This is a genomic window from Pseudomonas sp. SORT22 (assembly GCF_018417635.1).
GTDB lineage: Bacteria > Pseudomonadota > Gammaproteobacteria > Pseudomonadales > Pseudomonadaceae > Aquipseudomonas.
The window spans coordinates 5,212,671-5,237,200 of sequence record NZ_CP071007.1 but is presented as its reverse complement, the minus strand read 5'-3'; the positions used below and the strand labels follow the sequence as shown (position 1 = coordinate 5,237,200).

Annotated in this window: 19 protein-coding genes and 1 rRNA gene; 10 read left to right on the top strand and 10 right to left on the bottom strand. The window is 64.9% G+C overall.

Going from position 1 to position 24,530, the window contains the following annotated elements:
- The first annotated feature begins 27 nt into the window (after positions 1-27).
- The 7 genes from rrf (at position 28) to yfiB (ending at position 11,975) form a co-directional block, all read left to right on the top strand.
- Positions 28-143: ribosomal RNA gene (gene rrf, locus JYG36_RS24045) — 5S ribosomal RNA — on the top strand.
- A gap of 127 nt (positions 144-270) precedes the next feature.
- A complete protein-coding gene (gene recC, locus JYG36_RS24040; RefSeq protein ID WP_213602527.1) occupies positions 271-3,750 on the top strand; it encodes an exodeoxyribonuclease V subunit gamma in 3,480 nt (1,159 codons plus the stop codon).
- Entirely contained in the window at positions 3,747-7,436 is a 3,690-nt protein-coding gene (gene recB, locus JYG36_RS24035) for an exodeoxyribonuclease V subunit beta (protein WP_213602525.1), read from the top strand. The genes recC and recB overlap by 4 nt, the downstream gene beginning before the upstream one ends.
- Positions 7,433-9,514: an exodeoxyribonuclease V subunit alpha gene (gene recD, locus JYG36_RS24030; protein WP_213602523.1), complete on the top strand. Its 2,082-nt coding sequence runs from the start codon at positions 7,433-7,435 to the stop codon at positions 9,512-9,514. The genes recB and recD overlap by 4 nt, the downstream gene beginning before the upstream one ends.
- A gap of 113 nt (positions 9,515-9,627) precedes the next feature.
- On the top strand, positions 9,628-10,203 hold the full coding sequence (gene yfiR, locus JYG36_RS24025) for a regulatory sequestration protein YfiR (protein WP_045195814.1): 576 nt from the start codon (positions 9,628-9,630) through the stop codon (positions 10,201-10,203).
- Positions 10,200-11,471 carry a diguanylate cyclase DgcN/YfiN gene (gene dgcN / locus JYG36_RS24020; RefSeq protein ID WP_045195816.1) on the top strand — a complete coding sequence of 424 codons (1,272 nt, stop codon included), beginning with the start codon at positions 10,200-10,202 and terminating at the stop codon, positions 11,469-11,471. The genes yfiR and dgcN overlap by 4 nt, the downstream gene beginning before the upstream one ends.
- Before the next feature lie 12 nt (positions 11,472-11,483).
- Positions 11,484-11,975, top strand: coding sequence for an outer membrane lipoprotein YfiB (yfiB, locus tag JYG36_RS24015; protein WP_371128691.1), 492 nt, complete (start codon positions 11,484-11,486; stop codon positions 11,973-11,975).
- On the opposite strand, the gene JYG36_RS24010 is transcribed toward yfiB, so the two are convergent.
- A complete protein-coding gene (locus JYG36_RS24010; RefSeq protein ID WP_045195818.1) occupies positions 11,976-12,923 on the bottom strand; it encodes a LysR family transcriptional regulator in 948 nt (315 codons plus the stop codon).
- 136 nt (positions 12,924-13,059) lie between these two features.
- Between JYG36_RS24010 and JYG36_RS24005 the strand changes: the two genes are divergently transcribed.
- Complete coding sequence (locus tag JYG36_RS24005; protein ID WP_213602521.1) at positions 13,060-14,586, top strand: CoA-acylating methylmalonate-semialdehyde dehydrogenase; 1,527 nt, start codon at positions 13,060-13,062, stop codon at positions 14,584-14,586.
- A gap of 10 nt (positions 14,587-14,596) precedes the next feature.
- Positions 14,597-15,484, top strand: a complete 888-nt coding sequence (mmsB, locus tag JYG36_RS24000; RefSeq protein WP_045195822.1) for a 3-hydroxyisobutyrate dehydrogenase — start codon at positions 14,597-14,599, stop codon at positions 15,482-15,484.
- A gap of 101 nt (positions 15,485-15,585) precedes the next feature.
- Here mmsB and JYG36_RS23995 read toward each other — a convergent pair whose 3' ends face one another.
- Both JYG36_RS23995 and JYG36_RS23990 read right to left on the bottom strand, forming a co-directional pair.
- Positions 15,586-15,930: a cupin domain-containing protein gene (locus JYG36_RS23995; protein WP_045195824.1), complete on the bottom strand. Its 345-nt coding sequence runs from the start codon at positions 15,928-15,930 to the stop codon at positions 15,586-15,588.
- 105 nt (positions 15,931-16,035) lie between these two features.
- Positions 16,036-16,944, bottom strand: coding sequence for a LysR family transcriptional regulator (locus JYG36_RS23990; protein ID WP_213602519.1), 909 nt, complete (start codon positions 16,942-16,944; stop codon positions 16,036-16,038).
- Between the two features lie 102 nt (positions 16,945-17,046).
- Between JYG36_RS23990 and JYG36_RS23985 the strand changes: the two genes are divergently transcribed.
- Complete coding sequence (locus JYG36_RS23985) at positions 17,047-17,805, top strand: sulfite exporter TauE/SafE family protein (protein ID WP_045196566.1); 759 nt, start codon at positions 17,047-17,049, stop codon at positions 17,803-17,805.
- 3 nt (positions 17,806-17,808) lie between these two features.
- Here JYG36_RS23985 and JYG36_RS23980 read toward each other — a convergent pair whose 3' ends face one another.
- The 7 genes from JYG36_RS23980 to JYG36_RS23950 are packed head-to-tail and all read right to left on the bottom strand — an operon-like array spanning position 17,809 to position 24,522.
- Positions 17,809-18,741, bottom strand: a complete 933-nt coding sequence (locus JYG36_RS23980; RefSeq protein ID WP_213602517.1) for a phosphatidate cytidylyltransferase — start codon at positions 18,739-18,741, stop codon at positions 17,809-17,811.
- Between the two features lies 1 nt (position 18,742).
- Positions 18,743-19,366 (bottom strand): lysophospholipid acyltransferase family protein, encoded by a 624-nt coding sequence (locus JYG36_RS23975; protein WP_093387795.1) that lies wholly within the window; start codon positions 19,364-19,366, stop codon positions 18,743-18,745.
- An 11-nt stretch (positions 19,367-19,377) separates the two neighbouring features.
- Positions 19,378-19,836, bottom strand: coding sequence for a hypothetical protein (locus JYG36_RS23970; protein ID WP_093387797.1), 459 nt, complete (start codon positions 19,834-19,836; stop codon positions 19,378-19,380).
- Positions 19,833-21,152: a phosphatase PAP2/dual specificity phosphatase family protein gene (locus tag JYG36_RS23965; RefSeq protein ID WP_213602515.1), complete on the bottom strand. Its 1,320-nt coding sequence runs from the start codon at positions 21,150-21,152 to the stop codon at positions 19,833-19,835. Before JYG36_RS23965 ends, JYG36_RS23970 begins: the two co-directional genes overlap by 4 nt.
- Complete coding sequence (locus JYG36_RS23960; protein WP_213602513.1) at positions 21,152-22,906, bottom strand: bifunctional alpha/beta hydrolase/class I SAM-dependent methyltransferase; 1,755 nt, start codon at positions 22,904-22,906, stop codon at positions 21,152-21,154. The genes JYG36_RS23965 and JYG36_RS23960 overlap by 1 nt, the downstream gene beginning before the upstream one ends.
- Before the next feature lie 30 nt (positions 22,907-22,936).
- A complete protein-coding gene (locus JYG36_RS23955; RefSeq protein WP_045195837.1) occupies positions 22,937-23,542 on the bottom strand; it encodes a CDP-alcohol phosphatidyltransferase family protein in 606 nt (201 codons plus the stop codon).
- A 47-nt stretch (positions 23,543-23,589) separates the two neighbouring features.
- Positions 23,590-24,522, bottom strand: coding sequence for a LysR family transcriptional regulator (locus JYG36_RS23950; RefSeq protein ID WP_213602511.1), 933 nt, complete (start codon positions 24,520-24,522; stop codon positions 23,590-23,592).
- Between the last annotated feature and the right edge of the window lie 8 nt (positions 24,523-24,530).

Sequence of the window (24,530 nt, the reverse complement as noted above, 5' to 3'; positions counted from 1 at the left end):
TAACAAGACCTTCTGGCAACAGAATTTCTTGACGACCATAGAGCATTGGAACCACCTGATCCCATCCCGAACTCAGCAGTGAAACGATGCATCGCCGATGGTAGTGTGGGGTTTCCCCATGTGAGAGTAGGTCATCGTCAAGATTAAATTCCGAAACCCCTATCTGCGCATGCAGGTAGGGGTTTTGTCTTTCTGGCTGTTGCACAACACAGTCAGGCTCGCCGAGCATGATAAGGTTTCCCTCTGCCCGCACAGCCTCAAGGATGCCCAATGCCGCACACAAACCCACTCCTACCAGGTTTCATGGTGGTTCACGGCAACCGCCTGGATGAACTGCGCAGCCTGGTGGTGAGCTGGATGCGGCGTTACCCGCTGGCACCGTTGGAAAACGAAATCGCCCTGGTGCAGAGCAACGGCATCGCCCAGTGGTTGAAGCTGGCCCTGGCCGAAGATCCTGAAGATGACGACCAGGGCGGCTGCGGCATCGCTGCGGCGGTCGAGGTGCAGCTGCCCGGCAGTTTCATGTGGCAGCTGTACCGCAAGGTGCTGGGCCGCGAAGAAATCCCCGAGGTGTCGCTGCTCGACAAGGCGCCGCTGACCTGGCGCTTGATGCGCCTGCTACCAGAGGTCATCGACAAGCCGCACTTCGAGCCCTTGCAGCGCTTTCTCACCGACGACAGCGACCTGCGCAAGCGCTACCAGCTGGCCGAGCGCCTGGCCGACCTGTTCGACCAGTACCAGGTGTATCGCGCCGACTGGCTCAAGGACTGGGCCGCTGGCCGTCATGTGCTCAATACCGCCCGTGGCGAATCCAGGCCGCTGCCGCCCGCCAACTGCTGGCAGGCCGAGCTGTGGCGCGCCTTGTTGCTGGATGTCGGCGAAGAGGGCATGGCCCAGAGCCGCGCCGGTGTGCACCAGCGCTTCATCGAACGGATCAACAGCCTGGAGCAGGCGCCCGCTGGCCTGCCGTCCCGGGTTATCGTTTTTGGTATTTCGTCGTTGCCTGCCCAGGCGCTGGAAGCCCTCGCCGGCCTGGCGCGTTTCAGCCAGGTGCTGCTCTGCGTGCACAACCCCTGCCGTCACCATTGGGCCGACATCGTCGCCGACAAGGACCTGTTGCGCCATCAGTACAAGCGCCAGCAACGCAAGCAGGGCATGCCCAGCCTGATCGACGCCGAAACCCTGCACCAGCACGCCCACCCCTTGCTGGCTGCCTGGGGCAAGCAGGGCCGCGACTACATCAACCTGCTCGACAGCTACGACGACCCTGGCAGTTACCGCGCAGCCTTCAGCGACGGGCGTATCGACCTGTTCAGCGAAAGCGAGCCCAAGACCCTGCTCAACCAGTTGCAGGACGACATTCTCGAGTTGCGCCCGCTGGCCGAAACCCGCGAGCTGTGGCCTGACGTCGACCCCGGCAAAGATCGCTCGGTGCGTTTTCATATCGGCCACAGCCCGCAACGTGAAGTGGAAATCCTCCACGATCAGTTGCTCGCCCGCTTCAGCGCCGATCCGGCGCTGCGCCCCCGCGACATCATCGTCATGCTCCCGGACATCAACACCTACGCGCCGCACATCCGCGCCGTGTTCGGCCAGCTCGACCGCAACGACCCGCGTTTCATCCCCTTCACCCTGACCGACCAGGGCCAGCGTGGCCGCGACCCGTTGCTGATCGCCCTGGAGCACCTGCTGAAGTTGCCCGACAGCCGTTTCGCCGTCAGCGAGATCCTCGATCTGCTCGATGTGCCGGCCTTGCGCGCGCGCTTCGCGATCAAGGAAAGCGACCTGCCGACCTTGCACCGTTGGATCGAAGGCGCGGGCATTCGCTGGGGGCTGAACGCCGAGCAACGCGCCGGTCTCGGTTTGCCGGCGGACCTTGAACAGAACAGCTGGCGATTCGGCTTGCGACGCATGCTGCTGGGTTACGCCGTCGGTGTCGGCGAAGGCTGCGACGGGATCGAGCCGTTCGATGAGATTGGCGGCCTGGATGCCGCCTTGATCGGCCCGTTGGTGGCCCTGCTCGATGCCCTGGAAATTGCCCACGAGCAGCTCTCCCAGGCGGCGACGGCTGCCGAGTGGGGCGAGCGCCTGCATGCCTTGCTGCAAGTGTTCTTCCTCGCCGAAACCGAGCATGACGACTACCTGCTGGTGCAACTGCAGACCCTGCGCGAAACCTGGTTGCAGACCTGTGAGTCGGTCGGCCTGCAAGACTTGCTGCCGCTCACCGTGGTCCGTGAAGCCTGGTTGGCCGGGCTCGACCAGGGTCGGCTGTCCCAGCGCTTTCTCGCAGGTTCGGTGAACTTCTGCACCTTGATGCCCATGCGCGCGATCCCGTTCAAGGTGGTCTGCCTGCTGGGTATGAACGATGGCGACTATCCGCGTGCGCAGCCGCCGCTGGACTTCGACCTGATGGGCAGTGACTACCGTCCAGGTGATCGCTCGCGGCGCGAGGACGATCGCTACCTGTTGCTCGAAGCGCTGCTGTCGGCCCGTGATCAGTTGTACGTCAGTTGGGTCGGGCGCAGCATTCGCGACAACAGCGAACGCCCGGCCTCGGTGCTGATCGGCCAGCTACGCGATCATCTGGCGGCAGGTTGGCGCCTGGCCGGTGCCGAGGTGGGCGGCAAGCTCAACGCCGGTGAGCAGTTGTTGCATGCGCTGACCGTGGAGCATCCGTTGCAGCCGTTCAGCGCCCGCTACTTTCACAAGGGCAGCAGCCTGTTCAGCTATGCCCGTGAGTGGCGCTCCCTGCATCTGCCTGGCGAACAACAGCTCAAGCCTGAGGATGAGCTGCCGGCTTACAGCAGCGATGAACCGCTGACCCTGACCTTGCTGCAAGACTTCCTCCGCCATCCGGTACGACACTTCTTCAGCCAGCGTTTGAAGGTGTTCTTCGAGTCGGTGGAAGCGCCCCTGGCCGATGAAGAGCCATTCGTGCTCGATGCCCTGCAGCGCTACAGCCTGAGTGAAAGCCTGCTGGCAGCAGCCCTGGCCGACCCGCAAGACAGCGAGCGGGCGTTGACCACCCAGGCCAGGCGCCTGCAGGGCTACGGGCTGCTGCCGCTGGCAGGTTTCGGTGAATGCCTGCAGGCCGAACTGATCGAGCCGTTGCCCGACCTGCTGCAGCGTTATCAACAGCTGCTGCAGCAGTGGCCGTTGCCTGTGGATAACGCCGTGCCGATCCGCTTCGAGTATCGCCAGCTCAAGCTTGAAGGCTGGTTGGGCCGGGTCTACCAGCGCGAAGACGAGTCCTTGCTAAGCATCACCACCTTGCCCAATGGCATCAGCAGTGGCCGCACCCTCAAGTGGCACCGGCTGACGCCAACCTGGGTCATGCACCTGGCCGCCTGTGCGGTGGACCTGAAGCTGCACAGCGCCGTGGTCGCCACCGACGTTACGCTATTGTTGGCGCCGCTCGAACAAGCCCGTGCCGCTGAACTGCTGGGCGACCTGTTACTGGCCCGGCAAACGGGCATGAACGCACCGCTGCCGGTGGCGGTGAAAACGGCCTTTGCCTGGCTAGCCCAGAGCGATGCCGACAAAGCCCTGGCCGCAGCGGCCAAGGCCTACGACGGCGATGGCCAGAACAGCTTTGGCGAGCGCAGCGAAAGCACCGCGCTGGCCCGGCAGTTCAGCGATTTTGCTGCACTCAGTGCCAGTGAAGAATTCGAAGGCTGGTGCGAGGCCCTGTACCGCCCCATGTTCGAAGCGCCCTGGCAGACGCTGGGCAAAGAGGAGAGTGCTCGATGAGCCTTGGAGTTGCCCCTGCCCCCCTGGCCCTGACCTTTCCCCTGCACGGCAGCCAGCTTATCGAAGCCAGCGCCGGTACCGGCAAGACTTTCACTATCTCGGCGCTGTACCTGCGCCTGGTGCTCGGCCATGGCGGCGAGCAGGGCTTTGGCCGCGAGCTGTTGCCGCCGCAGATTCTGGTGGTGACCTTCACCGACGCCGCCACCAAGGAGTTGCGCGAACGCATTCGTACTCGCCTGGCAGAAGCTGCGCGCTATTTCCGTGGCGAGTTGAGTGAAGCCGACCCTTTGCTTGAGCAACTGCGCGATGACTATGAGCCGTCGCTGTGGGCAGCGTGCGCCAATCGCCTGGACGTGGCCGCGCAATGGATGGACGAAGCCGCGGTGTCGACCATCCACAGTTGGTGCCAACGCATGCTGCGCGAGCACGCTTTCGACAGCAGCAGCCTGTTTACCCAGACCCTGGAAACCGACCACAGCGACCTGCTCGGCCAGGTCATGCGTGATTACTGGCGGCGCTTCTGCTACAGCATGCAAGGCGATGCGCTGGCCTGGGTGCGGGCCCATTGGGTCAGCCCCGAAGCATTGTTGCCACGGGTGCGCGCGCTGTTCGGCCGCCAGCGCATCGAGAGCGACGAAGAAGAGCCCCAGGCCCTGATAGAAGCGGTGCTGCAACAGCGTACCGAGTTGCTGCAAACGCTCAAGGCACCCTGGGCGCAATGGTCCGACGAGTTGCTGCAGATCTGCCGGGACGGCCTGGCCGCCAAGCAGGTCGATGGGCGCAAGATGCAGGCACGCTATTTCGAGCCCTGGTGCGAGAAGCTCAAGGCCTGGGCCGAAGACCACCAGGCACTGGAGCTGGACCTGGGCACCGGCTTCAGCCGCTTTACCCGCGCCGGTATGGCCGAAGCCTGGAAGGGCGAACCGCCAGCGCACCCGGCATTGCAGGCAATGGAGGCGCTGCGCGACCAGCTTCAGGGCCTGCCCACGCCTGATGCCTGTCTGCTTGAGCACGCTGCGGCCTGGGTTGGCGCCCGCTTCGAGCAGGAAAAGCGCCGCCGCGCCGAAATGGGCTTCGACGACATGCTCCTGCGCCTCGACCATGCGCTGCACGGTGACGCCGGCGAGCGCCTGGCCGGGCTGATTCGCGAGCAGTTCCCGGTGGCGCTGATCGACGAATTCCAGGACACCGACCCGGTGCAGTACCGGATCTTCCAGCGCATCTACCGGATTGAAGAGAACGTCCGCGACACCGGCCTGTTCCTGATCGGCGACCCCAAGCAGGCGATCTATGCCTTCCGCGGCGCCGACATCTTCACTTACCTGGGGGCACGCCGGGCCACGGCCGGGCGCCTGCACAGCCTGGATACCAACTACCGCTCCAGCCAGGCCATGGTCACGGCGGTCAACCATGTGTTCATGCAGGCTGAAGTGCGTGAGTCGGGCCGTGGCGCTTTCTTGTTCCGTGACGGCAATGACAACCCGGTGCCGTTTCTCGAGGTCAAGGCCAAGGGCCGCAGCGAGCAGCTGCAGGTCGATGGCGTGCCGGTGCCAGCACTCAACCTCTGGCAACTGAGCAGTGAAGAACCGGTTTCCGGCGCCGTTTACCGGCAGCAGCAGGCTGCCAGCTGTGCCAGCCAGATCGTCGCCTTGCTCAATGGCGGACAGCAGGGGCGCAGCGGTTTCATGCAAGCCGATCAGTCGCTGCGTGGCTGCCTGCCTTCGGATATCGCCATCCTGGTGCGCGATGGCCGTGAGGCGCAGCTGATTCGCGGCGAACTGGCGGCTCGCGATGTGCGCAGTGTGTACCTCTCTGACAAGGATTCGGTATTCGCCGCCCAGGAGGCCCATGACTTGCTGGCCTGGCTCAAGGCCTGCGCCGAGCCGGATGCCGAGCGCCTGCTCAAGGCGGCACTTGCCAGCATCACCCTCAACCTGCCGCTCAGCGCCCTGGCGCAATTGAACCAGGATGAGCGGGTATGGGAGCGCTGGGTCATGCAGTTTCGCCAGTACCGGCTGATCTGGCGTAGCCAGGGTGTGCTGCCGATGCTGCGGCGCCTGCTGCACGATTTCGACTTGCCTCAAGTGTTGATGGCCCGCAGTGATGGCGAGCGGGTGCTGACCAACCTGCTGCACCTGGCCGAACTGCTGCAACAGGCGGCCACCGAGCTGGATGGCGAGCAGGCGTTGATTCGCCACCTGGGCGAGCACCTGGCCAGCTCGGGTCAGGCTGGCGAAGAGCAGATCCTGCGCCTGGAAAGCGACGAACAACTGGTCAAGGTGGTAACCATCCACAAATCCAAAGGCCTTGAATACCCCCTGGTGTTCCTGCCCTTCATCTGCACCAGCAAGCCGGTCGATGGCTCGCGCTTGCCCCTGGCCTGGCACGACGGCGAAGGCCAGGCGCACCTGACCCTGACCCCGGATGCCGAACAGATCGCCCTGGCTGACGACGAGCGCCTGGCCGAAGACCTGCGCCTGCTGTACGTGGCCTTGACCCGCGCCCAGCATGCTTGCTGGCTCGGTGTTGCCGACCTCAAGCGTGGCACCGGCAAGGCCTCGACCCTGCATCGCTCGGCCCTGGGTTACCTGTTGGGTGGCGGCACGCCCCTGGCGGCTTCGACCCAACTGGGTGATTGGCTGCAGGCCTTGCAGTCCGGCTGCCCGGCCATCGCCAGCATCGAATTGCCAGCGCCGGATGAACAGGCCTACAGCGCCCCGCGCAACCAGGCCGAACTGCTGCCTGCACGCCAGCCCAAACGCCGGGCTGCGGAGAACTGGTGGATCGCCTCCTACAGTGCTTTGCGCATCGGCGAAGAGGCCATGACCCTGGCAGCCGACAGCTCTCAGGCGCAACAACTGCTCGATGACGAGCGGCCTGACGCGCAGCAGCTGCGTGAAGTGATGCCCGGTAGTGGCGACATCCACCGCTTCCCGCGCGGGCCGAACCCCGGCACCTTCCTCCACGGCTTGCTTGAGTGGGCCGGGCACGAAGGGTTCGCCCAGGTCAGCGCCGACCCCGAGCAATTGACCCGCACCGTCGGCCAGCGCTGCAACCGCCGCGACTGGACCGGCTGGATCCCGACCCTCAGCCAGTGGTTGCAGCAACTGCTCGCACAGCCCATGGCCCTGGCACCTGATAGCTCACCGTTGTCCTTGAGCCAGCTAAGCCAGTACCAGATCGAAATGGAGTTCTGGTTCGCCAGCCACAAGGTCGATGTCGGCCGGCTCGACCAGCTGGTGTGCGAATACACCCATCAGGGCGTCGCGCGCCTGGCTGCGCAACCGGCGCTGCTCAATGGCATGTTCAAGGGTTTTATCGACCTGGCCTTCGAACACGACGGCCGTTATTACGTGGCGGACTACAAATCCAACTGGCTGGGGCCTGATGACCTGGCCTACAGCGAACTGGCCATGGAAGGCGCGATCCTCAGCCACCGCTATGACCTGCAATACGTGCTCTACCTGCTGGCCCTGCATCGCCAGTTGCGCGCGCGGCTGCCGGGTTATGACTACGACCTGCATGTCGGCGGGGCACTGTTCATCTTCCTGCGTGGCGTCGATTCGGCTTCTCGCGGCCTGTATTTCGTCAAGCCACCGCGTGAGCTGATCGAGCAGCTCGATGCGCTGTTCCGCGGCGTCAGCGCCCCGCAGCAACACGACCTGTTTTTCGGAGACGCCCCATGAGCCGTAGCCTCGACGACCTGTTGCCGACGCCGCTGGATGCCGGCCACCTGGCGGCACTGCAGCCGCTGAGCAAGGGCGCAGACCTGCTGGCCTTGCTTGATCGCTGGGTCGAGCGTGGCTGGTTGCGTGCCCTGGACCGGGCCTTTGTGAGTTTCCTCGGTGAGCGCGACCCTGGCGGCGAGCCCTTGGTGCTGCTGGCGGCGGCCCTGGCCAGTCATCAGCTGGGCCACGGGCATGTCTGCCTCGACCTGGGTGAAACTTTGGCCGAGCCGGATTTTGCCCTGTCGCTGCCGCCGGAGGGGGACGCCCTGGCCGGGCCATTGCTGTTGCCCTCGCAACTGCTCGAGCGCCTGACCCTCGACACCTGGCTGCAGCAACTGGGCCGCAGCCGGTTGGTGGCCCATGGCAGCAACAGCGAAGACAGCGCCCGCCCGCTGGTGCTCAATGGCCAGCGCCTGTACCTGCGCCGTTACTGGGCCTACGAGCGGCGTATCGACAACGCCTTGCGCGAGCGCCTGCAGCAGGTCGAGCCAACCCCGGCGGACCTCTCGGCGCGGCTGGCGCAACTGTTCGAGGGTGGCGTTCCTGGCGCTCAGGTGGACTGGCAAAAGCTGGCCTGTGCCCTGGCCACCCGCAGCGCCTTCAGCATCATTACCGGCGGCCCGGGTACCGGTAAAACCACCACGGTGGTGCGTTTGCTGGCCCTGTTGCAGGCGCCTGCGGTGGAGGCGGGGCGACCGCTGCGCATTCGCCTGGCGGCACCCACCGGCAAGGCCGCCGCGCGTCTGACCGAGTCCATCGGCCAGCAGGTCGAGCGCCTGGCGGTGGCTGCCGAGGTCCGAGACAACATTCCCACCGACGTCTCCACTGTTCACCGACTGCTCGGCAGCCGCCCGGGCTCACGGCATTTCCGGCACCATGCCGGCAACCCGCTGCCGCTGGATGTGCTGGTGGTCGACGAAGCCTCGATGATCGACCTGGAGATGATGGCCAACCTGCTTGGCGCCTTGCCGCCCCATGCGCGCCTGGTGCTGCTGGGCGACAAGGACCAGCTTGCTTCGGTGGAAGCCGGCGCGGTACTCGGTGACCTGTGCCGCGATGCCGAGGCCGGGCGCTACAGCCCCGAGACCCAGGCCTGGCTGGAGCAGGTCAGTGGTGAAACCCTGGCGGGCAGCGAACTGCTGCCGGGCAGCGCCGGGCAGTATCCGCTGGCGCAGCAAGTGGTGATGCTGCGCTACTCGCGGCGCTTTGGCGAAGGCAGCGGCATTGGCCAGCTGGCACGCCTGGTCAACCGCCAGGAGGCCGATCAGGCCCGGGCCCTGCTCAACCAGAAACAGGACGATGTGTTTGCCCTGACCCTGCGCGGTGAGCAGGACCGCAACTTCGATCGCTTGCTGCTCGAAGGCCTGGGCCGTGGCAGTGATGGCCCCCAGGGTTATCGCAGCTACCTGCAGACCCTTCGCCAGCGGCGCCCGCAACCTGGTACGCCGGTGGATGATCCACGCTGGGAAACCTGGGCCATGCAGGTGTTGCAGGGCTTCGAGACCTTTCAGTTGCTGTGTGCCGTGCGCAAGGGGGCCTGGGGTGTCGAAGGCCTGAACCAGCGGGTCAGCCGGGTGCTCGGCGCGGCGGGGCTGATCGACAGTGAGCAGCCCTGGTATGAAGGCCGCCCGGTACTGATGACCCGCAACGACTACAGCCTGGGTTTGATGAACGGTGATATCGGCATCGCCCTGCGCCTGCCCGATGAGCAGCATGAGGGGCAACAGGTACTGCGCGTGGCTTTTGCCCGCAACGACGGGCACGGCGGCGTGCGTTTCGTCTTGCCGAGCCGGCTCAATGAAGTCGAAACCGTGTTCGCCATGACCGTGCACAAGTCCCAGGGCTCGGAGTTCACCCACACCGCGCTGGTGCTTCCAGACGCCCTGAACCCGGTTTTGACCAAGGAGTTGATCTACACCGGTATCACCCGGGCCAAGACCTGCTTTAGTTTGATCGAGCCACGCCAGGGCGTGTTTGAAGACGCGGTGCGGCGTAAGGTCAAACGTATCTCGGGGCTGATGCTGGAGCAGGTTTAAGCACGGCGATTCGGCCTATTACCGGATCGCCGGGGAGGTGCTCCCTCGCTGGAAAATCGGCCTCTGTGCTATCGTTGCGGCATCATCCTGCGTGGTTTTAAGAGATTTCCCTCATGAATGTGGCCGCCCCGACATCGGGACGTGTGACGAGCCTGACGCGTTCGCTGCTGGCCGCGATGCTGTTGCTGTTCGCCGCGCAGGCCGGTGCCGAGGCTGAGGTCACGTCGAACCTGGCCGAGCAGCGAGCCAAGGCAGTCACCCAGGTTGTGCTGGGTATCCTCAGTTACGCACGCTGGCCGGTTGAGCCGGCACAACTGCGCCTGTGCCTGATCGGCCCGACCGAATATGCCGACGATCTGGTCAAAGGCACCACCCAGGCCACCGGTCGCCCGGTGCTGGTGCGCCGCTTGCTGGCCAGCGACCCGCGCATCGCCAATGAGTGCGATGCGATCTATATCGGCAAGCTCAGCCAGGACGAACGTAGCCGGTTGTTCACGGCGTTGAGCGGTCATCCGGTGCTGAGCATGAGCGAGGCCGATGACCCGTGCACGGTCGGCAGCCTGTTCTGCCTGCGGGTCGGCGATCGCCAGGTAGCGTTCGATGTCAACCTCGACTCGGTGGCGCGCAGCGGCGTGCGCATCCACCCCAGCGTGCTGCAGCTCTCGCGGCGGCGGGCGGCGCAACCATGATCGGCTTTGGCAAGGGGCGCGAGCGCCCGACCCTGCGTGCCGTGCTTGGTCGCCGCCACCTGAGCGTGGCGCTGCTTGCCGTCGGCCTTGCCGGGGTCTCGCTGACCCTGCTCGGCGTGCTGGCCTTGCGCGTTTACGCCAATCACAACCTGCACCTGATTGCCCGTTCGATCAATTACACCGTGGAAGCGGCAGTGGTATTCAACGACGCCGGAGCGGCCAACGAAGCGCTGGCGTTGATTGCCACCACGGAAGAAGTCGCCGACGTCAAGGTGTTCGACGACAATGGCGAGCTGCTGGCGCGCTGGCAGCGCAATGACAGCGGCCTGCTGGCGCAGACCGAGCAACTGATCGCCCGCAGCCTGCTGGAAGAGCCGATCATTCTGCCGGTGCTGCACCAGGGCCAGCAGGTCGGGCGTATCGAACTGGTGGGGCAGGGCGGCAGCCTGGTGCGCTTCCTGCTCAGCGGCCTGGCCGGGATCCTGTTGTGCACGGCGCTTAGCGCTTTCAGCGCGCTGTACCTGTCGCGGCGCATGTTCGGCGACATCGTCGGGCCGCTGCGCAGCCTGGCCAATGTCGCCCACGCCGCGCGCCGCGAGCGCAGTTTCGACCGCCGCGTGCCACCGGCGCAGATCGCCGAGCTCAACGAGCTGGGCAACGACTTCAACGCCTTGCTTGACGAGCTGGAGTCGTGGCAGAGCCACTTGCAGAGCGAGAACGAAAGCCTGGCCCACCAGGCCAGCCACGACAGCCTCACCGGCTTGCCGAACCGGGCGTTTTTCGAAGGCCGCCTGAGCCGCACTCTGCGCAATGCGCAAAAGCACAATGAACACCTGGCCTTGCTGTTTCTCGACAGCGACAACTTCAAGGAGGTCAACGACAACTTTGGCCACGCCGCTGGCGATGAAGTGCTGATCAGCGTGGCCACCCGGGTGCGTGCGCAGCTTCGTGAAAATGATCTGGTGGCTCGCCTGGGCGGTGACGAATTCGCCGTGCTGCTGGCGCCACTGCACGCGCACGAAGACGCCCGGCGCATCGCCGAGAAGATTGCCGCCAGCATGAAACTGCCAATCCGCCTGAGCGAAGGGCAGATCATCGTCACGTCGCTGAGCATCGGTATTGCCTATTTTCCCGACGACGGCGGTAATCCTTCCGACCTCCTCAATGCCGCTGATGCGGCGATGTATCAGGCCAAGCGCAACTTGCGTGGCCAGGGGCAAATGGCAGAGCCGGAGCGCTCTGCTCATCATGTAAAAAACAGGAGCTGAACCGTGATTCACTTGAGCCAACGACTACGTTTTCATTTTATCTGCCTGGCCCTGGCCTTGTTCGCCCTGGGCGGCTGCCAGAGCGTGCCACCCAAAGGGTTGACCGCCGAACAGATTGCCCTGCTCAAGCAGGAGGGCTTTCAGCTCACCGATGAAGGCTGGGAGTTCGGCCTGTCGAGCAAAGTGCTGTTCGGCAGCGATGTCGACACCCTCAACGCCCAGAGCCGGACGATTGTCGAGCGCATCGGCAAGTCGCTGCTGTCGGTGAATATCCAGCGCGTGCGGGTCGACGGCCATACCGATGCCTCGGGCCGCGCGGCCTACAACGAACAACTGTCCAAGCGCCGCGCACAGAGCGTGGCCAATGTGCTGGTCGGCGTCGGCATGCGCCCGGAAAACGTCGAAACCCGCGGCCTGGGCAGCAGCGAGCCGGTGGCCAGCAACGACACCCGCGCCGGACGCCTGGAAAACCGCCGGGTGTCGATCGTGGTCGCCTCCGACTGATCAGTCGGCAAAGCTCATCGCGCGCGACTCTCCCATCAGCAGCGGGGTGTTGCGCTCGGTGACATCGCGGATGTAATCCCACAACAGGGTGATCCGCTTCAACTTCCTCAAATCCTCCCGGCAGTACATCCAGAACTGCCGGGTAATCTCTACCTCCTCCGGCAGAATCGCCACCAGGCGCGGGTCTTGTGCGGCCAGAAAACACGGCAGGATCGCCAGGCCACGGCCCTGCTGCGCCGCTACATACTGGGCGATCACGCTGGTACTGCGCAGGTTGGCGCTGGCGGCCGGAATCAGGTTGGCCAGGTACAGGAGCTCGGAACTGAAGGCCAGGTCGTCGACATAACTGATGAACTGATGGCGGGCCAGGTCGCTGCTGCGGGTGATCGGCTCGTGGCTGTCCAGATATTCCTGGGTGGCGTACAGGCGCAGGCGGTAATCGCACAGCTTGCAGCACACGTAGGGCCCGTGTTCCGGGCGCTCGAGGGCGATGACGATGTCGGCCTCGCGCTTGGACAGGCTGATGAAGTGCGGCAGCGGCAGGATGTCCACCGAGATCGCCGGGTAGGCATCAACGAAATGGCTCAGTTGCGGGGTGACGAAGAAGCTGCCAAATCCTTCGGTGCAGCCCATGCGTACATGCCCCGACAACGCCACGCCGGAGCCGGAAACCTGCTCGCAAGCCATGTGCAGGGTGCTTTCGATGGATTCGGCATAGCTGAGCAGGCGCTGGCCTTCGGCGGTGAGGACAAAGCCGTTGGTCCGCGACTTTTCGAACAACAGAGTGCCCAGCGCCACTTCCAGCGAACTGATCCGCCGCGACACCGTGGTGTAGTCGACGCCCAGGCGTTTGGCCGCGCTACTGGCCTTGCGGGTACGCGCCACTTCAAGGAAAAACTTCAGGTCATCCCAGTTCAGCGACCCCAGGGAGGTGATGTTTTTTTGCATGTTGGTCCGGCTTTTATGTGCGTTCTTATTAGATGTTTGCACATCTATACTCCAAAAAAGCCCTGGACCCAAGCGCTCGCCGTGGCTGACCCGGTGGCGTCGATCTCTCCCTAACAACAATTTCAGGAGAACGCACATGAACGCATCCCTTACTCCCGGCCAGACCAAGGTCGAGCAGGTCAAGCTGCTGATCGACGGCCAATGGGTCGAATCGAAAACCAGCGAATGGCGCGACGTGGTCAACCCGGCCACCCAGCAAGTGCTGGCCCGCGTCCCCTTCGCCACCGCCGAAGAAGTCGACGCCGCCATCGCCGCCGGCCAGCGTGCGTTCAAGACCTGGCGCGACACCCCGATCGGCGCGCGCATGCGCATCATGCTCAAGCTGCAGGCGCTGATCCGCGAACACTCCAAGCGCATCGCCGTAGTCCTCAGCGCTGAACAGGGTAAGACCATTGCCGACGCCGAAGGCGATATCTTCCGCGGCCTGGAAGTGGTCGAGCATGCCTGCAGCATCGGCACCTTGCAGATGGGCGAGTTCGCCGAAAACGTTGCCGGTGGCGTCGACACCTACACCCTGCGCCAGCCGATCGGCGTCTGCGCCGGTATCACCCCGTTCAACTTCCCGGCGATGATCCCGCTGTGGATGTTCCCGATGGCCATCGTCTGCGGCAACACCTTCGTGCTCAAACCGTCCGAACAGGACCCGCTGTCGACCATGCTGCTGGTGGAGCTGGCGGTCGAAGCCGGTGTGCCGGCCGGCGTGCTCAACGTCGTCCATGGTGGCAAGCAGGTGGTCGATGCGCTGTGCACCCATACCGATATCAAGGCGATCTCTTTCGTTGGCTCCACCGAGGTTGGCACCCACGTCTATAACCTGGCGGGGCAGCACGGCAAGCGCGTGCAATCGATGATGGGCGCCAAGAACCACGCCGTGGTGCTGCCGGACGCCAATCGCACGCAAACCCTCAATGCCCTGGTTGGTGCCGGTTTCGGCGCGGCCGGCCAGCGCTGCATGGCCACCTCGGTGGCGGTGCTGGTGGGCAAGGCCCGCGAGTGGCTGCCGGAGCTCAAGGAGCTGGCTTGCAAACTCAAGGTCAACGCTGGCAGCGAGCCGGGCACCGATGTCGGCCCGCTGATTTCCAAGCGCGCCAAGGAGCGGGTGCTGGGCCTGATCGAAAGCGGTATCAAGGAAGGCGCCACGCTCGAGCTCGACGGCCGCGAGGTCAGCGTGCCGGGCTACGAGCAGGGCAACTTCGTCGGCCCGACCCTGTTCTCCGGGGTGAACACCGACATGCAGATCTACACCCAGGAAATCTTCGGCCCGGTGCTGGTGGTGCTGGAAGTCGACACCCTCGACGAAGCCATCGCCCTGGTCAACCGCAACCCCTTCGGCAACGGCACCGGCCTGTTCACCCAGAGCGGCGCGGCGGCGCGCAAGTTCCAGAACGAGATCGACGTCGGCCAGGTCGGCATCAACATCCCGATCCCGGTGCCGGTACCGTTCTTCAGCTTCACCGGCTCGCGCGGCTCCAAGCTCGGCGATCTGGGCCCGTACGGCAAACAAGTGGTGCAGTTCTACACTCAGACCAAGACCGTCACCAGCCGCTGGTTTGATGATGACAGCGTCAACGATGGCGTGAACACCACCATCAGCCTGCGCTAAGGAGCTCATCATGCGTATTGCATTCATCGGCCTTGGCAACATGGGCGCGCCCATGGCCCGCAACCTGATCAAGGCCGGGCATCAGCTGAACCTGTTCGACCTGAACAAGACCGTGCTGGCAGAGCTTGCCGAGCTCGGCGGGCAGATCAGCAGCTCGCCGCGCGATGCCGCGCAGCAGAGCGAACTGGTGATCACCATGCTGCCGGCCGCCGCCCATGTGCGCGGCGTGTACCTCAACGAAGATGGCGTGCTGGCCGGGGTAAAGGCCGGGACCCCGGTGGTCGACTGCAGCACCATCGACCCGCAGACCGCCCGTGACGTAGCGGCCGCAGCGGCCAAACAGGGCGTTGACCTTGCCGATGCGCCGGTGTCCGGTGGTACCGGCGGTGCCGCAGCCGGCACCCTGACCTTCATGGTCGGCGCCAGCGACACGCTGTTCGCCACCTTGCAGCCGGTGCTGGCGCAGATGGGCCGCAACATCGTCCACTGCGGCGAAGTCGGCACCGGGCAGATCGCCAAGATCTGCAACAACCTGCTACTGGGTATCTCGATGATCGGCGTGTCCGAAGCCATGGCGTTGGGCAACGCGTTGGGGATCGACACCAAAGTCCTGGCCGGGATCATCAACAGCTCGACCGGCCGTTGCTGGAGTTCGGACACCTACAACCCGTGGCCGGGCATCATCGACACGGCCCCGGCATCGCGCGGCTATACCGGTGGCTTTGGTGCCGAGCTGATGCTCAAGGACCTGGGCCTGGCGACAGAAGCCGCACGTCAGGCACACCAGCCGGTGATTCTCGGCGCGGTGGCCCAGCAGCTGTACCAGGCCATGAGTTTGCGCGGCGAGGGTGGCAAGGATTTCTCGGCGATTGTCGAAGGCTATCGCAAGCCCGAGTAAAAGAGCATCGCCAGCAAGGCTGGCTCCCACAGGTACTGCGCACACATCATTCTGTGGGGGCTGGCCTTGCCAGCGATGGGCTGCCAAGGCGGCCCCAACGGTCAGGCAAAAACGAAGTACTTGCGCACCGTCTCCACCACCTCCCAGGTGCCTTTCATCCCAGGTTCGATGACGAACACGTCACCGGCCTTCAAATGTACCGGCTGCTCACCTTCCGGGGTGATCACGCAGTAGCCGTCGAGGAAGTGGCAATACTCCCACTTCTCGTAATGGACCTGGAACTTGCCCGGCGTACAGATCCAGGTGCCCATGATCTTGCTGCCATCGGCCGACACATAGGCGTTGAGGTTGACGGTGTGCGGGTCGCCGCCGATGCGTTGCCACTTGGTCGCATCCAGCACGGGGGTAGGGCAGGTCTCGCGCAGCACGGTGATGAAATCGGACATTCCAGGCTCCAGAGGATGACTCAAAGGTCCATTACCATAGGCGCGATCGGCGCCGGGCAGATGTCTGGTCTCGACCTTTGGCTGTCTGGGAGCGCAAACCTTCGATTAGCGCTCGAGGCTGTCACCAAAACCGCGGATCACTTCCAGCAACGCCTTGACTCGCTGCGGCAAGCTGCCGGCCGGGTACACCGCGTGCATTTGTGGGCTGTCGCCGTTGCTGGCGGTCAGCCGGTACTCGGCACAAACCCGCTGCAAGCGCCCGGCCTGCACTTCGGGTTCGGCCAGCCAGTCGGCCAGGCGGGCGATGCCGACGCCGGCCAGGGCGGCCTGGAATACCGCGATCCCGGAGCTGAAGCGAAACCTCGGATGCACCCGCAGGCTGACGGCCTGGTCGGCGCTGCGAAACTGCCATTCCTTGAGGATCCGCGGCGCGGTATGCAGGATCAGCGCGTGTGCTTCCAGCGCCTCGATTGAGGCGGGCATGCCGTGTTTTTGCAGGTAGGCAGGGCTGGCATACAAGGAGCGCGAGTAGCGCCACAGCGGATAACCGATCAGTTCGCTGTCCTGGGCAAAGGCGCCACGAATGGCGAAGTCCAGTTTGCTCTTGGCCGGGTCGATCGGCTCGTCGCTGAAGATCACATCGACGTTCACCTGCGGGTAGCGTTCGCCATATCGCGCAATCAGACCAGGCAATACCGGCGCCAGTGATTCGGGGGCGCAGAACCGCACCCAGCCGGAGGCCAGGCCGCTGAGCCCGGCCAGCTCCTCATCGGCCTCACGTTGCAGATCAAGCATTTTGTCGGCATAGGGCAGCAGGCGCTCGCCGGCCTCGGTAAGGCTCACGGCATTGGCCGAGCGGTTGAACAGCTTGGCCCCGGCGTTTTCCTCAAGGGCCTGCACAGCGCGGGTTACAGCACTGGGCGAGCGCCCCAGAGCGCGTGCCGCAGCGACGAAGCTGCGCTTGCGGGCAACCATTGCGAAGGCTTCCAGCTCCGCGAGCATATCCAGGGCCATGCACTACCTCGTTGCAGTTTTTGCAATATGGCATTGCAACACAAAACCCGGCCGTTGGTTAACCTTGGCGCGCCCTTCTTTGACTGCCAGAGCCTGAAACCCATGGTCGATATCGTTGTGCTTTGCGTGTTTGCCTTTGCCGCCGGGCTGATCGATGCGGCAGTCGGTGGTGGCGGGTTGATCCAGATTCCGGCGCTGTTCAACGTGCTGCCAGCATCGCCCCCGGCTGCCTTGCTGGGCACCAACAAGGTTGCCTCGGCCTGCGGCACGGCGTTTGCCGCCCGCTCGTTCGTGCGCAAGGTGGTGATCGACTGGGGGCTGGTGGTTCCGGCGGCCTGTGCGGCCTTTGCCATGGCCTTCGTCGGCGCCGCCACGGTATCGCTGGTGCCGCAAGGGCTGATGCGCCCGGCGGTACTGGTGTTGATCGTGCTGATGGCGATCTACACCTTCTGGAAAAAGGACTTCGGTGCCCTGCACAAACCGATGCGCATCGGCACCCGCGAAAAATTGCTGGCGATCGTCATCGGCGGCGCCATCGGTTTTTACGATGGCCTGTTCGGACCGGGCACCGGCAGCTTTCTGATCTTCCTGTTCATTCGCTGCTTCGCCTTCGACTTCCTGCATGCCTCGGCGTCGGCGAAACTGGTGAACATCGCCACCAACGTCGCCGCACTGATGTTCTTCATTCCCACCGGCAACGTGCTCTACCTGATCGCCATTCCCATGGCCGCCTTCAACATCCTTGGCGCGCTGACTGGCACCTGGCTGGCAGTGCGCAAGGGCGTACCCTTCGTGCGCGCGCTGTTCCTGGTGTTGCTGCTGATACTGATCGGCAAGCTGTCCTACGATCTGTTGGTATAACGCTTACGCCCACCAGTAACGCACGAAGTGGAAGAACACCGGCGCGGCGAAGCATACCGAGTCCATGCGGTCGAGCATGCCGCCGTGGCCTTCGATCATGTGGCCCCAGTCCTTGACGCCGCGATCGCGCTTGATCGCCGACATCACCAGGCCGCCGGCAAAGCCCATGAGGTTGACGGTCAAGGCCATCAGCGCCGCTTGCCAGAAGCTGAACGGCGTGATCCAGCACAGGGTGGCGCCAATCAGGGTGGCCAGGGCCACGCCGCCAACCAGGCCTTCGACGGTCTTTGACGGCGACAGCTTCGGCGCCACCTTGTGCTTGCCGAACAGCTTGCCGCAGACGTACTGCAGCACATCGGAGATCTGCACCACGAGGATCAGCCAGGCGATCATCAGCAGGTTGCGGCCTTCGTATCCGGGGATGTCCAGGGTCATCAAGGCCGGTACCGAAGACAGGCAGTAGACCGCGATCATCAAGCCCCACTGCACCTTCGAGGCACGCTCGAGAAAACGCGTGGTGTCGCCGCCGAAGCTGGCGAGAATCGGCAGCAGCAGGAACAGGTAGACCGGGATGAAAATGCTGAACAGCCCGTACCAGTCCATGGCGATCAACAGGTACTGCACCGGCAGGGCGACGTAAAAGGCCGCGACCAGTGCCGGGTAGTCGCTGCGCCGGGTGGGTGTCAGGGTGAGGAATTCACGCAAGGCGTAAAACGACACGCAATAGAACAGCAGGATCACGCCCAGCTTGCCGAACAGAAACGCCAGGCCGATGACCAGGACCATCACCCACCAGGCGTTGATCCGCGCGTTGAGGTTGTCGATTACCGCGTGGGGGGCGGGGCCGGCGCGCCATTTGAGCAGGCGGCCGATCAGGCTGGCGAGCAGCAGCAGGCCGCCGATGCCGGCGAACAGCGAAAGAGTGTTGTTGTCCATCTCAGGATTCCTTCGGGGCCAGGGCCAACAGGGCCTGGCGGGCCCGGTCGAGAAACGCGTGCTTGCTTTCGTCCGCTTGCAGGTGCAGCGGCTCACCAAAGCTCAGGGTGCACAGCAAGGGCAGCGGCAGGGCGCGGCCCTTGGGCATGACCCGGTTGAGGTTGGCGATCCACACCGGGATCACCTCGACCTGCGGGTGGGCGCTGGCCAGGTGGAACAGGCCGCTCTTGAACGCCAGCAACGGTTCGTCGCTGAGGTTGCGCGTGCCTTCGGGGAAGAAGATCAGCGAATCGCCCTGGGCCAGCGCATCCTGGATAGGTTGCAGGGGATTGCTTTGGGCGTCGTTGTGCTGGCGATCGATCAGCACGCCATTGAACACCCGCTTGATCAGGAATTGACGAATGCCGGGTTTTTGCCAGTAATCGGCACCGGCCACCGGCCGCGTGTGCTGGCGCAGCGGCTGGGGCAGCGAGGCCCAGATCAGCACGAAGTCGCCGTGGCTGCTGTGGTTGGCGTAGTACAGCCGTTGCACCGGTTGCGGCGTGCAGCCCAGCCACAAGGCGCGGGCGCCGGTGATCAGGCGGGCGACCGAGGTGATGGCAAAGGCGGTGAGGGCAGCAAGCATGGGCAAGGTCCTTATCCGGCGAAATGAAGCAAGGGCAAAAGCAAAATGCCGACCAGCGCCAGCACGGCCTGTACGGCAAAGCACAGCAGTTGTTTGCGCAGCAGGCCCAGCGTCGCCAGGCCGCGTGCCTGCCAGTCGCGGTTATCGGCCGGGTTGGCTTTCAGGCCCAGGCTGAACAACGACTGGTCCAGCGCCTGGGTGTGTTGCCCAAGCTGATCGCTGCGCGTGGCCAGGTGCGCAAACAGGTCGGCGTCCAGCGCGACGCGCATGGCAAAGAACTTTTGCAGCAAGCCTGCCAGCAACAACAGGCCGCTCAGTACTGCGCAGTATCCCGGGGCAGGCGAGCCGATCAGCAGCGCCGCCAGGCCAAGCAGCACCGCCAGCAGGCTGATGCCGTCGGCCAGGCGCTCGACCTGGCGGCCGCGCTTGAGCAGGCTGGCAACCACGGCCAGGTGGATTTCATCGCTCACAGGCAAGGCTCCGTTTGCAGGCGTTCGATTACCCGCAGGTGCTGCGGGTGCAGGACCACCCCAGGGCGAGCCTGGCTGATGCGCTGTTGCGCTTGCCCGGCATCGGCGCAACGGCCGCTGAGCACCAGCCAGGCGGCTACGGCGCTGGCGCTTCGCGAATAACCGAGCGCGCAACAGACCAGCACCGGGCCCTGGGCACGCAGCTGTTCGATGGCCGCCGCCGCTTCCCGGCAGCGCTCGGCCGTGGGCACCACCAGGTCGAGGCTGGGCAGCGCACGATAAGCCTGGCCCGGGGCAACCGAGGCGGGTAGTTCGGCGCACAGGTCGACGATGGCGGCGAACTGCGCCGCTTGCCCCTTGCCCGGAATCCGCCCCAGGTACACGCCGTCGCAAACTTCATCCGCTTGCGGATGTCGCCGGGTCCACCAGCGCGAATTGAGCCAGGCGCCGATCAGGTAGGGCGCCAGCAGCCAGCGCGTGGCGTACGACAGCTGGCCGTCGGCGCCTTTCTGAAAACCTTCGGCGCCCAGTTGCGCGTAGTTGAGTGCCACCACCAGCAGCGCCACCGCCGGCCACAACAACCACAGGGCAACGCCTGCAAGGTACAACGCCAGACCACCCAGCAGGGCGGCGCCGGCGAAGTAACGCAAGGCCAGGCGCCAGCGCTGCGGATCACGGGCAAGTTGCATAGGGCGCAGTACCGGCTGACCCGCAACCGGCCACAGCCAGCAACACAGCACCCCCACCAGCGCGCCGCTGGGCAGGTCGATAAAGTGGTGTTGCCAGGTGGTCAGCACCGACACGCCGATCAACGCCATCCAGCCATGCACCAGCAAGCGCGGCAGCCTGGCGTGGATATGCCGGGCAAACATCGCCCAGATGATCACCAGCAAGGCGATGTGCAGTGATGGCGCCTGGTTGAAGGGTTTGTCAAAGCCCATCAGCACATCGAACAGCCAGCCGAACAGGCCATCCAGCGCGGGCCGCTCGACGGTAAAACGCAACGGCCAGAGCAGAAACCCGAGGATGCAGATGACTTGCGCACTGAGCAGGCGCAGGGCGTGGCGGTCCATCTCCAGGCGACTTAGCGGCAACAGGAACGACAGCCCGTAAAGCAGGTCGATCGACCAGTAGGGGATGATGGTCCAGGGCCACAGCGGGATATGGCCTTCCCAGGCGAACACCAGGCTGCCGACGTCGCTGCGCCCGGCGGTGTAGGTGTTGGTCAGGCCGTAGCTGAGAAAGAACAACGGCCCCAGCAACAGCAGCCAGAGCACCCCGCGCTTGATCAAGCCTGGCTCGCGTGCCGTGCTCATCAAACGACCCGCTGGGCCAGGCTGACGCTGAAGATGCCCCACTCATCAATACGCTGGCAGACCTTGCGAAAGCCGGCCGCCTCGATCAGTTGGTCCATTTCCACCTGGCTGCGCCGGCGCATCACCCAGGCCTGGCCGGCGCGGTGGCTGGTCAGGGCGCGGGCGATCATCTCCAGCTGCGGGTGCCAGGGCTGGCCGGTGTACACCAGGTAACCACCCGGCTCCACCGCCTGGGCCAGGCCGCTCAGGGAGTCGCCAACCATCTGGTTGCTGGCGAACAGCTCATACAGGCCCGAAACCACCGCCAGGGTCGGGCGTGGATCGAGGCTGGCCAGGCTCTGGGCATCGAAGGCATCACCCTGGACGAAGCGGGCAATGTCGGCCAGGCCCTTTTCGGCGATCAGCGCGCTGCCCTGCTGGACATTGAGCTCGCTGTAGTCGCGCAGCAGGATCGACTCCGGCTTGCGTTCCAGGCCCTGCAATGCTTCGAGGATGTAGCGGCCATGGCCGGCAGCGATATCGACGATATCCACCGGCTTGCCCTGTTCGCGCAGGCGTTCGATGGCCAGGCGCAGCAGCTCTTCGACATGCAGTTTGCGCTGGCGGATGCCGCGCCAGCCGATGGCGTTGAGGTAGTTCTGGTCGATCATGCGCCCGATCGCGCCCTTGCCGGTGGGCTGGTTGCGGTAGATGTAGTCCAGCGTGCTGCCCGAGTCGAAGCCGGTGTCAAAGCCCAGCTTGACCCCGTCCGACAAACCCTTGCCCAGCCGCAGGCCGGCGCGGGTGGCGCGCCAGTAAAGATCGGCCGGCGAGTTGCGCAGCAGCGGCGCGGCCAGGCTTTCGGCTTCGGCGCAGCTGGCGCCCAGTTGGTCGGCAGCGAGCAGAGAAGGGCGCTGCGGCGCCAGGCTGAAGCAGTGCTCGATAAACCGCCGGATCCGCGCCAGGGCATGGCTGCGGTCACGCTCGCCAAGGGTGTCGTGGAAGAATCCGGGGAGGATGTGTTTCTCTTTGTGCACGCTGCCCAGGCGTTCGAAGAACTGCTCCTGGGGTTTGCGCTTGACCACGAAATCGGCGCCGGAAATCAACAGCTGGGTCGGCACCTGAATCGCCTGGGCATCGGCCACCACGCGGTCGGCGGCTTCATACAGGCCAAGCAGCATGGTCACCGAAATCGGCCGGCTGATCAGCGGGTCGCTTTCGTACGAGGCGATGCGCTCGGGGTCGTGGCTGAGCAGGCGCGGCTTGACGTAGCTGTTGACGAAGAAGTTGCCGCGCCAGGCGCGCATCAGCTTCAGCCCCGGGCGGGCGAAAGGCACGTAGAGCTTGACCTTGAAGGCCGGCGAGGCCAGTACCAGGCAGCGTACCTTGGGCGCGTAGTCGTGGGCCCAGGTGGCGATCAGTACGGCGCCGACGCTTTGCGCCAGCACCGCCATGTCCTCTTCGGCGATGCCGTGCTCGCGGGCGATGTGCTCGATGAAAGTCTGCACGTCGCGCACGCTGCAGGCAAAGCTTGGGCTGTCGCCACGGGCGCCGGGCGACTGGCCGTGGCCACGGGCGTCCCAGGCGAAGAAGTCGTGGTCGGGCAGTTGCAGCTCATCGGCCAGATGGGCCATGCGCCCGCCGTGTTCGTGGCCGCGGTGGAACAACACCACGGCACGCCGTGGCTGGTCGTCAGCGACCTCGGCGGGCCAGTGGCGGTAATGCAGTTCGACGCCGTCGTGGGTGGTGAAGTGCAGCGATTGCGCGTTGCGCATGGCAAATATCCTTATCTGGCACAAAGTGCTTCAGCGGGTTTGCGCCAGACCGCGGCTGACCCGGTTGTAGAGGGTATAGAGCGAGAGCAGCAAGATCACCAGCAGCACGCCGTTGAGCCAGCTGGCCGGCAACAGGCCGCTGGCAACGCCGGCGCCGAGCACGCCGAAGGCAAAGGCCCGGTCGCTTTTGCCCATCGGGCCGTCGTAGCGGCGTTCAGCGCCGACCAACGGGCCCATGACCCCGGCGTATTCGCTGATCAGCGCCGCCAGCACGACGATCACCACCAGCGCCGACGACACCCCCGGCAGCAGCGCGAAGGGCAGGTACAGGGCGCTGTCGGCGACCAGGTCGCAGAGTTCGTTGTAGTAGGCGCCGAGCTTCGATTGCTGGCCGAATTCGCGGGCGAGCATGCCGTCGATGGCATTGAGGGCCATGCGCAGCAGCATCCATACCGGCACCAGGGCGAACAGCCAGGTGAGGTGTGGCAGCCAGGCCAGCAACAGGCCGAGCAGAACGGAAACCACGGCGGCGCTCAGGGTTACCTGGTTGGCAGTGACGCCGCGTTGGTACAGGCGCTCGACCGTCGGGCGCAACAGCGCCTGGAAGCGGGGTTTGAGCTGGTAGATCGACGGCACGGTGAAACTCCCTTTTACGACTCGGTTGGCGATCAGTGCAGCAACAGCTAGGTCCGCGGGGGCGATTGTCGGTGGATTGCCCCTGCCGGAGCAATAGCGCTGGCACTCAGGCAGTCGATCAAAGCCTGGGCATGCCCGGGCAGGCTGGCAAAATCCCGGCTGCACAGGCGCAGCTGGCGTTTTGCCCAGGGCTCGTTCAGCGCCAGGCTGTGCAACGGCAATAGCCCCTGCCAGCGCTGCACCGCGGCCATCGGCACGATGCCCAGGCCAGCGCCGTGGGCGACCATGCGGATCACCCCGTCAAACCCTTCGGCGCGCACCCGCACCTGCAGGCGCCGGCCCAGATGCAGGGCTTGTTCTTCAAGGTGCAGGGCCAGGGCGCAGTCGGCCTGCAGGCCAACGTAGCCGTGGCCGAGGGTGTCGGCAAAGCGCAGGTTGGGGTTGACGGCCAGCGGGTGGGCGGGCGGCATGATCAGCATCAGCGGGTCGTCGCGAAACGCCAGGGTTTGCAGGTGTTCGCTGGCCACCGCGCTGGAGATGATGCCGATATCGGCCACGCCCTGGGTGATGGCCTGGACGATGCGCAGGCTCGGCAGTTCGTGGATGTCGATATCGATGGCCGGGTATTGCCGGAGAAACCCGGCGAGCAATTCCGGCAGGTATTCGGTCAGCGCTGCGGTATTGCACAACAGCCGCACCTGGCCCTGCAGGCCCTGGGCGTATTGCCCGAGGTCGAACTGCAGGCGCTCGACCTGCTGGGCGATCAGCCGCGCATGCTGCAGCAGCGCCTGCCCGGCAGGCGTGGCCTGCACCCCGCGACGGTTGCGTTCAAGCAGCGGCGTACCCAGCGAACTTTCCATGGCGCGGATGCGCGCGCTGGCGGCGGGCAGCGACAGGTGGCTGCGCTGGGCGCCGGCGGTGATGTTGCCGCACTCCAGGGTGTGCTGGAACAGGCGCAGGTCAATCAGGTCGAAATGCATCAGCCTCT

Excerpts from the sequence above, each read along its gene's own strand:
- recC (WP_213602527.1), top strand. The coding sequence starts at position 271 with ATGCCGCACACAAACCCACTCCTACCAGGTTTCATGGTGGTTCACGGC.
- recB (WP_213602525.1), top strand. The coding sequence starts at position 3,747 with ATGAGCCTTGGAGTTGCCCCTGCCCCCCTGGCCCTGACCTTTCCCCTG.
- recD (WP_213602523.1), top strand. The coding sequence starts at position 7,433 with ATGAGCCGTAGCCTCGACGACCTGTTGCCGACGCCGCTGGATGCCGGC.
- yfiR (WP_045195814.1), top strand. The coding sequence starts at position 9,628 with ATGAATGTGGCCGCCCCGACATCGGGACGTGTGACGAGCCTGACGCGT.
- dgcN (WP_045195816.1), top strand. The coding sequence starts at position 10,200 with ATGATCGGCTTTGGCAAGGGGCGCGAGCGCCCGACCCTGCGTGCCGTG.
- JYG36_RS24010 (WP_045195818.1), bottom strand. The coding sequence starts at position 12,923 with ATGCAAAAAAACATCACCTCCCTGGGGTCGCTGAACTGGGATGACCTG.
- JYG36_RS24005 (WP_213602521.1), top strand. The coding sequence starts at position 13,060 with ATGAACGCATCCCTTACTCCCGGCCAGACCAAGGTCGAGCAGGTCAAG.
- mmsB (WP_045195822.1), top strand. The coding sequence starts at position 14,597 with ATGCGTATTGCATTCATCGGCCTTGGCAACATGGGCGCGCCCATGGCC.
- JYG36_RS23995 (WP_045195824.1), bottom strand. The coding sequence starts at position 15,930 with ATGTCCGATTTCATCACCGTGCTGCGCGAGACCTGCCCTACCCCCGTG.
- JYG36_RS23990 (WP_213602519.1), bottom strand. The coding sequence starts at position 16,944 with ATGGCCCTGGATATGCTCGCGGAGCTGGAAGCCTTCGCAATGGTTGCC.
- JYG36_RS23985 (WP_045196566.1), top strand. The coding sequence starts at position 17,047 with ATGGTCGATATCGTTGTGCTTTGCGTGTTTGCCTTTGCCGCCGGGCTG.
- JYG36_RS23980 (WP_213602517.1), bottom strand. The coding sequence starts at position 18,741 with ATGGACAACAACACTCTTTCGCTGTTCGCCGGCATCGGCGGCCTGCTG.
- JYG36_RS23975 (WP_093387795.1), bottom strand. The coding sequence starts at position 19,366 with ATGCTTGCTGCCCTCACCGCCTTTGCCATCACCTCGGTCGCCCGCCTG.
- JYG36_RS23965 (WP_213602515.1), bottom strand. The coding sequence starts at position 21,152 with ATGAGCACGGCACGCGAGCCAGGCTTGATCAAGCGCGGGGTGCTCTGG.
- JYG36_RS23960 (WP_213602513.1), bottom strand. The coding sequence starts at position 22,906 with ATGCGCAACGCGCAATCGCTGCACTTCACCACCCACGACGGCGTCGAA.
- JYG36_RS23950 (WP_213602511.1), bottom strand. The coding sequence starts at position 24,522 with ATGCATTTCGACCTGATTGACCTGCGCCTGTTCCAGCACACCCTGGAG.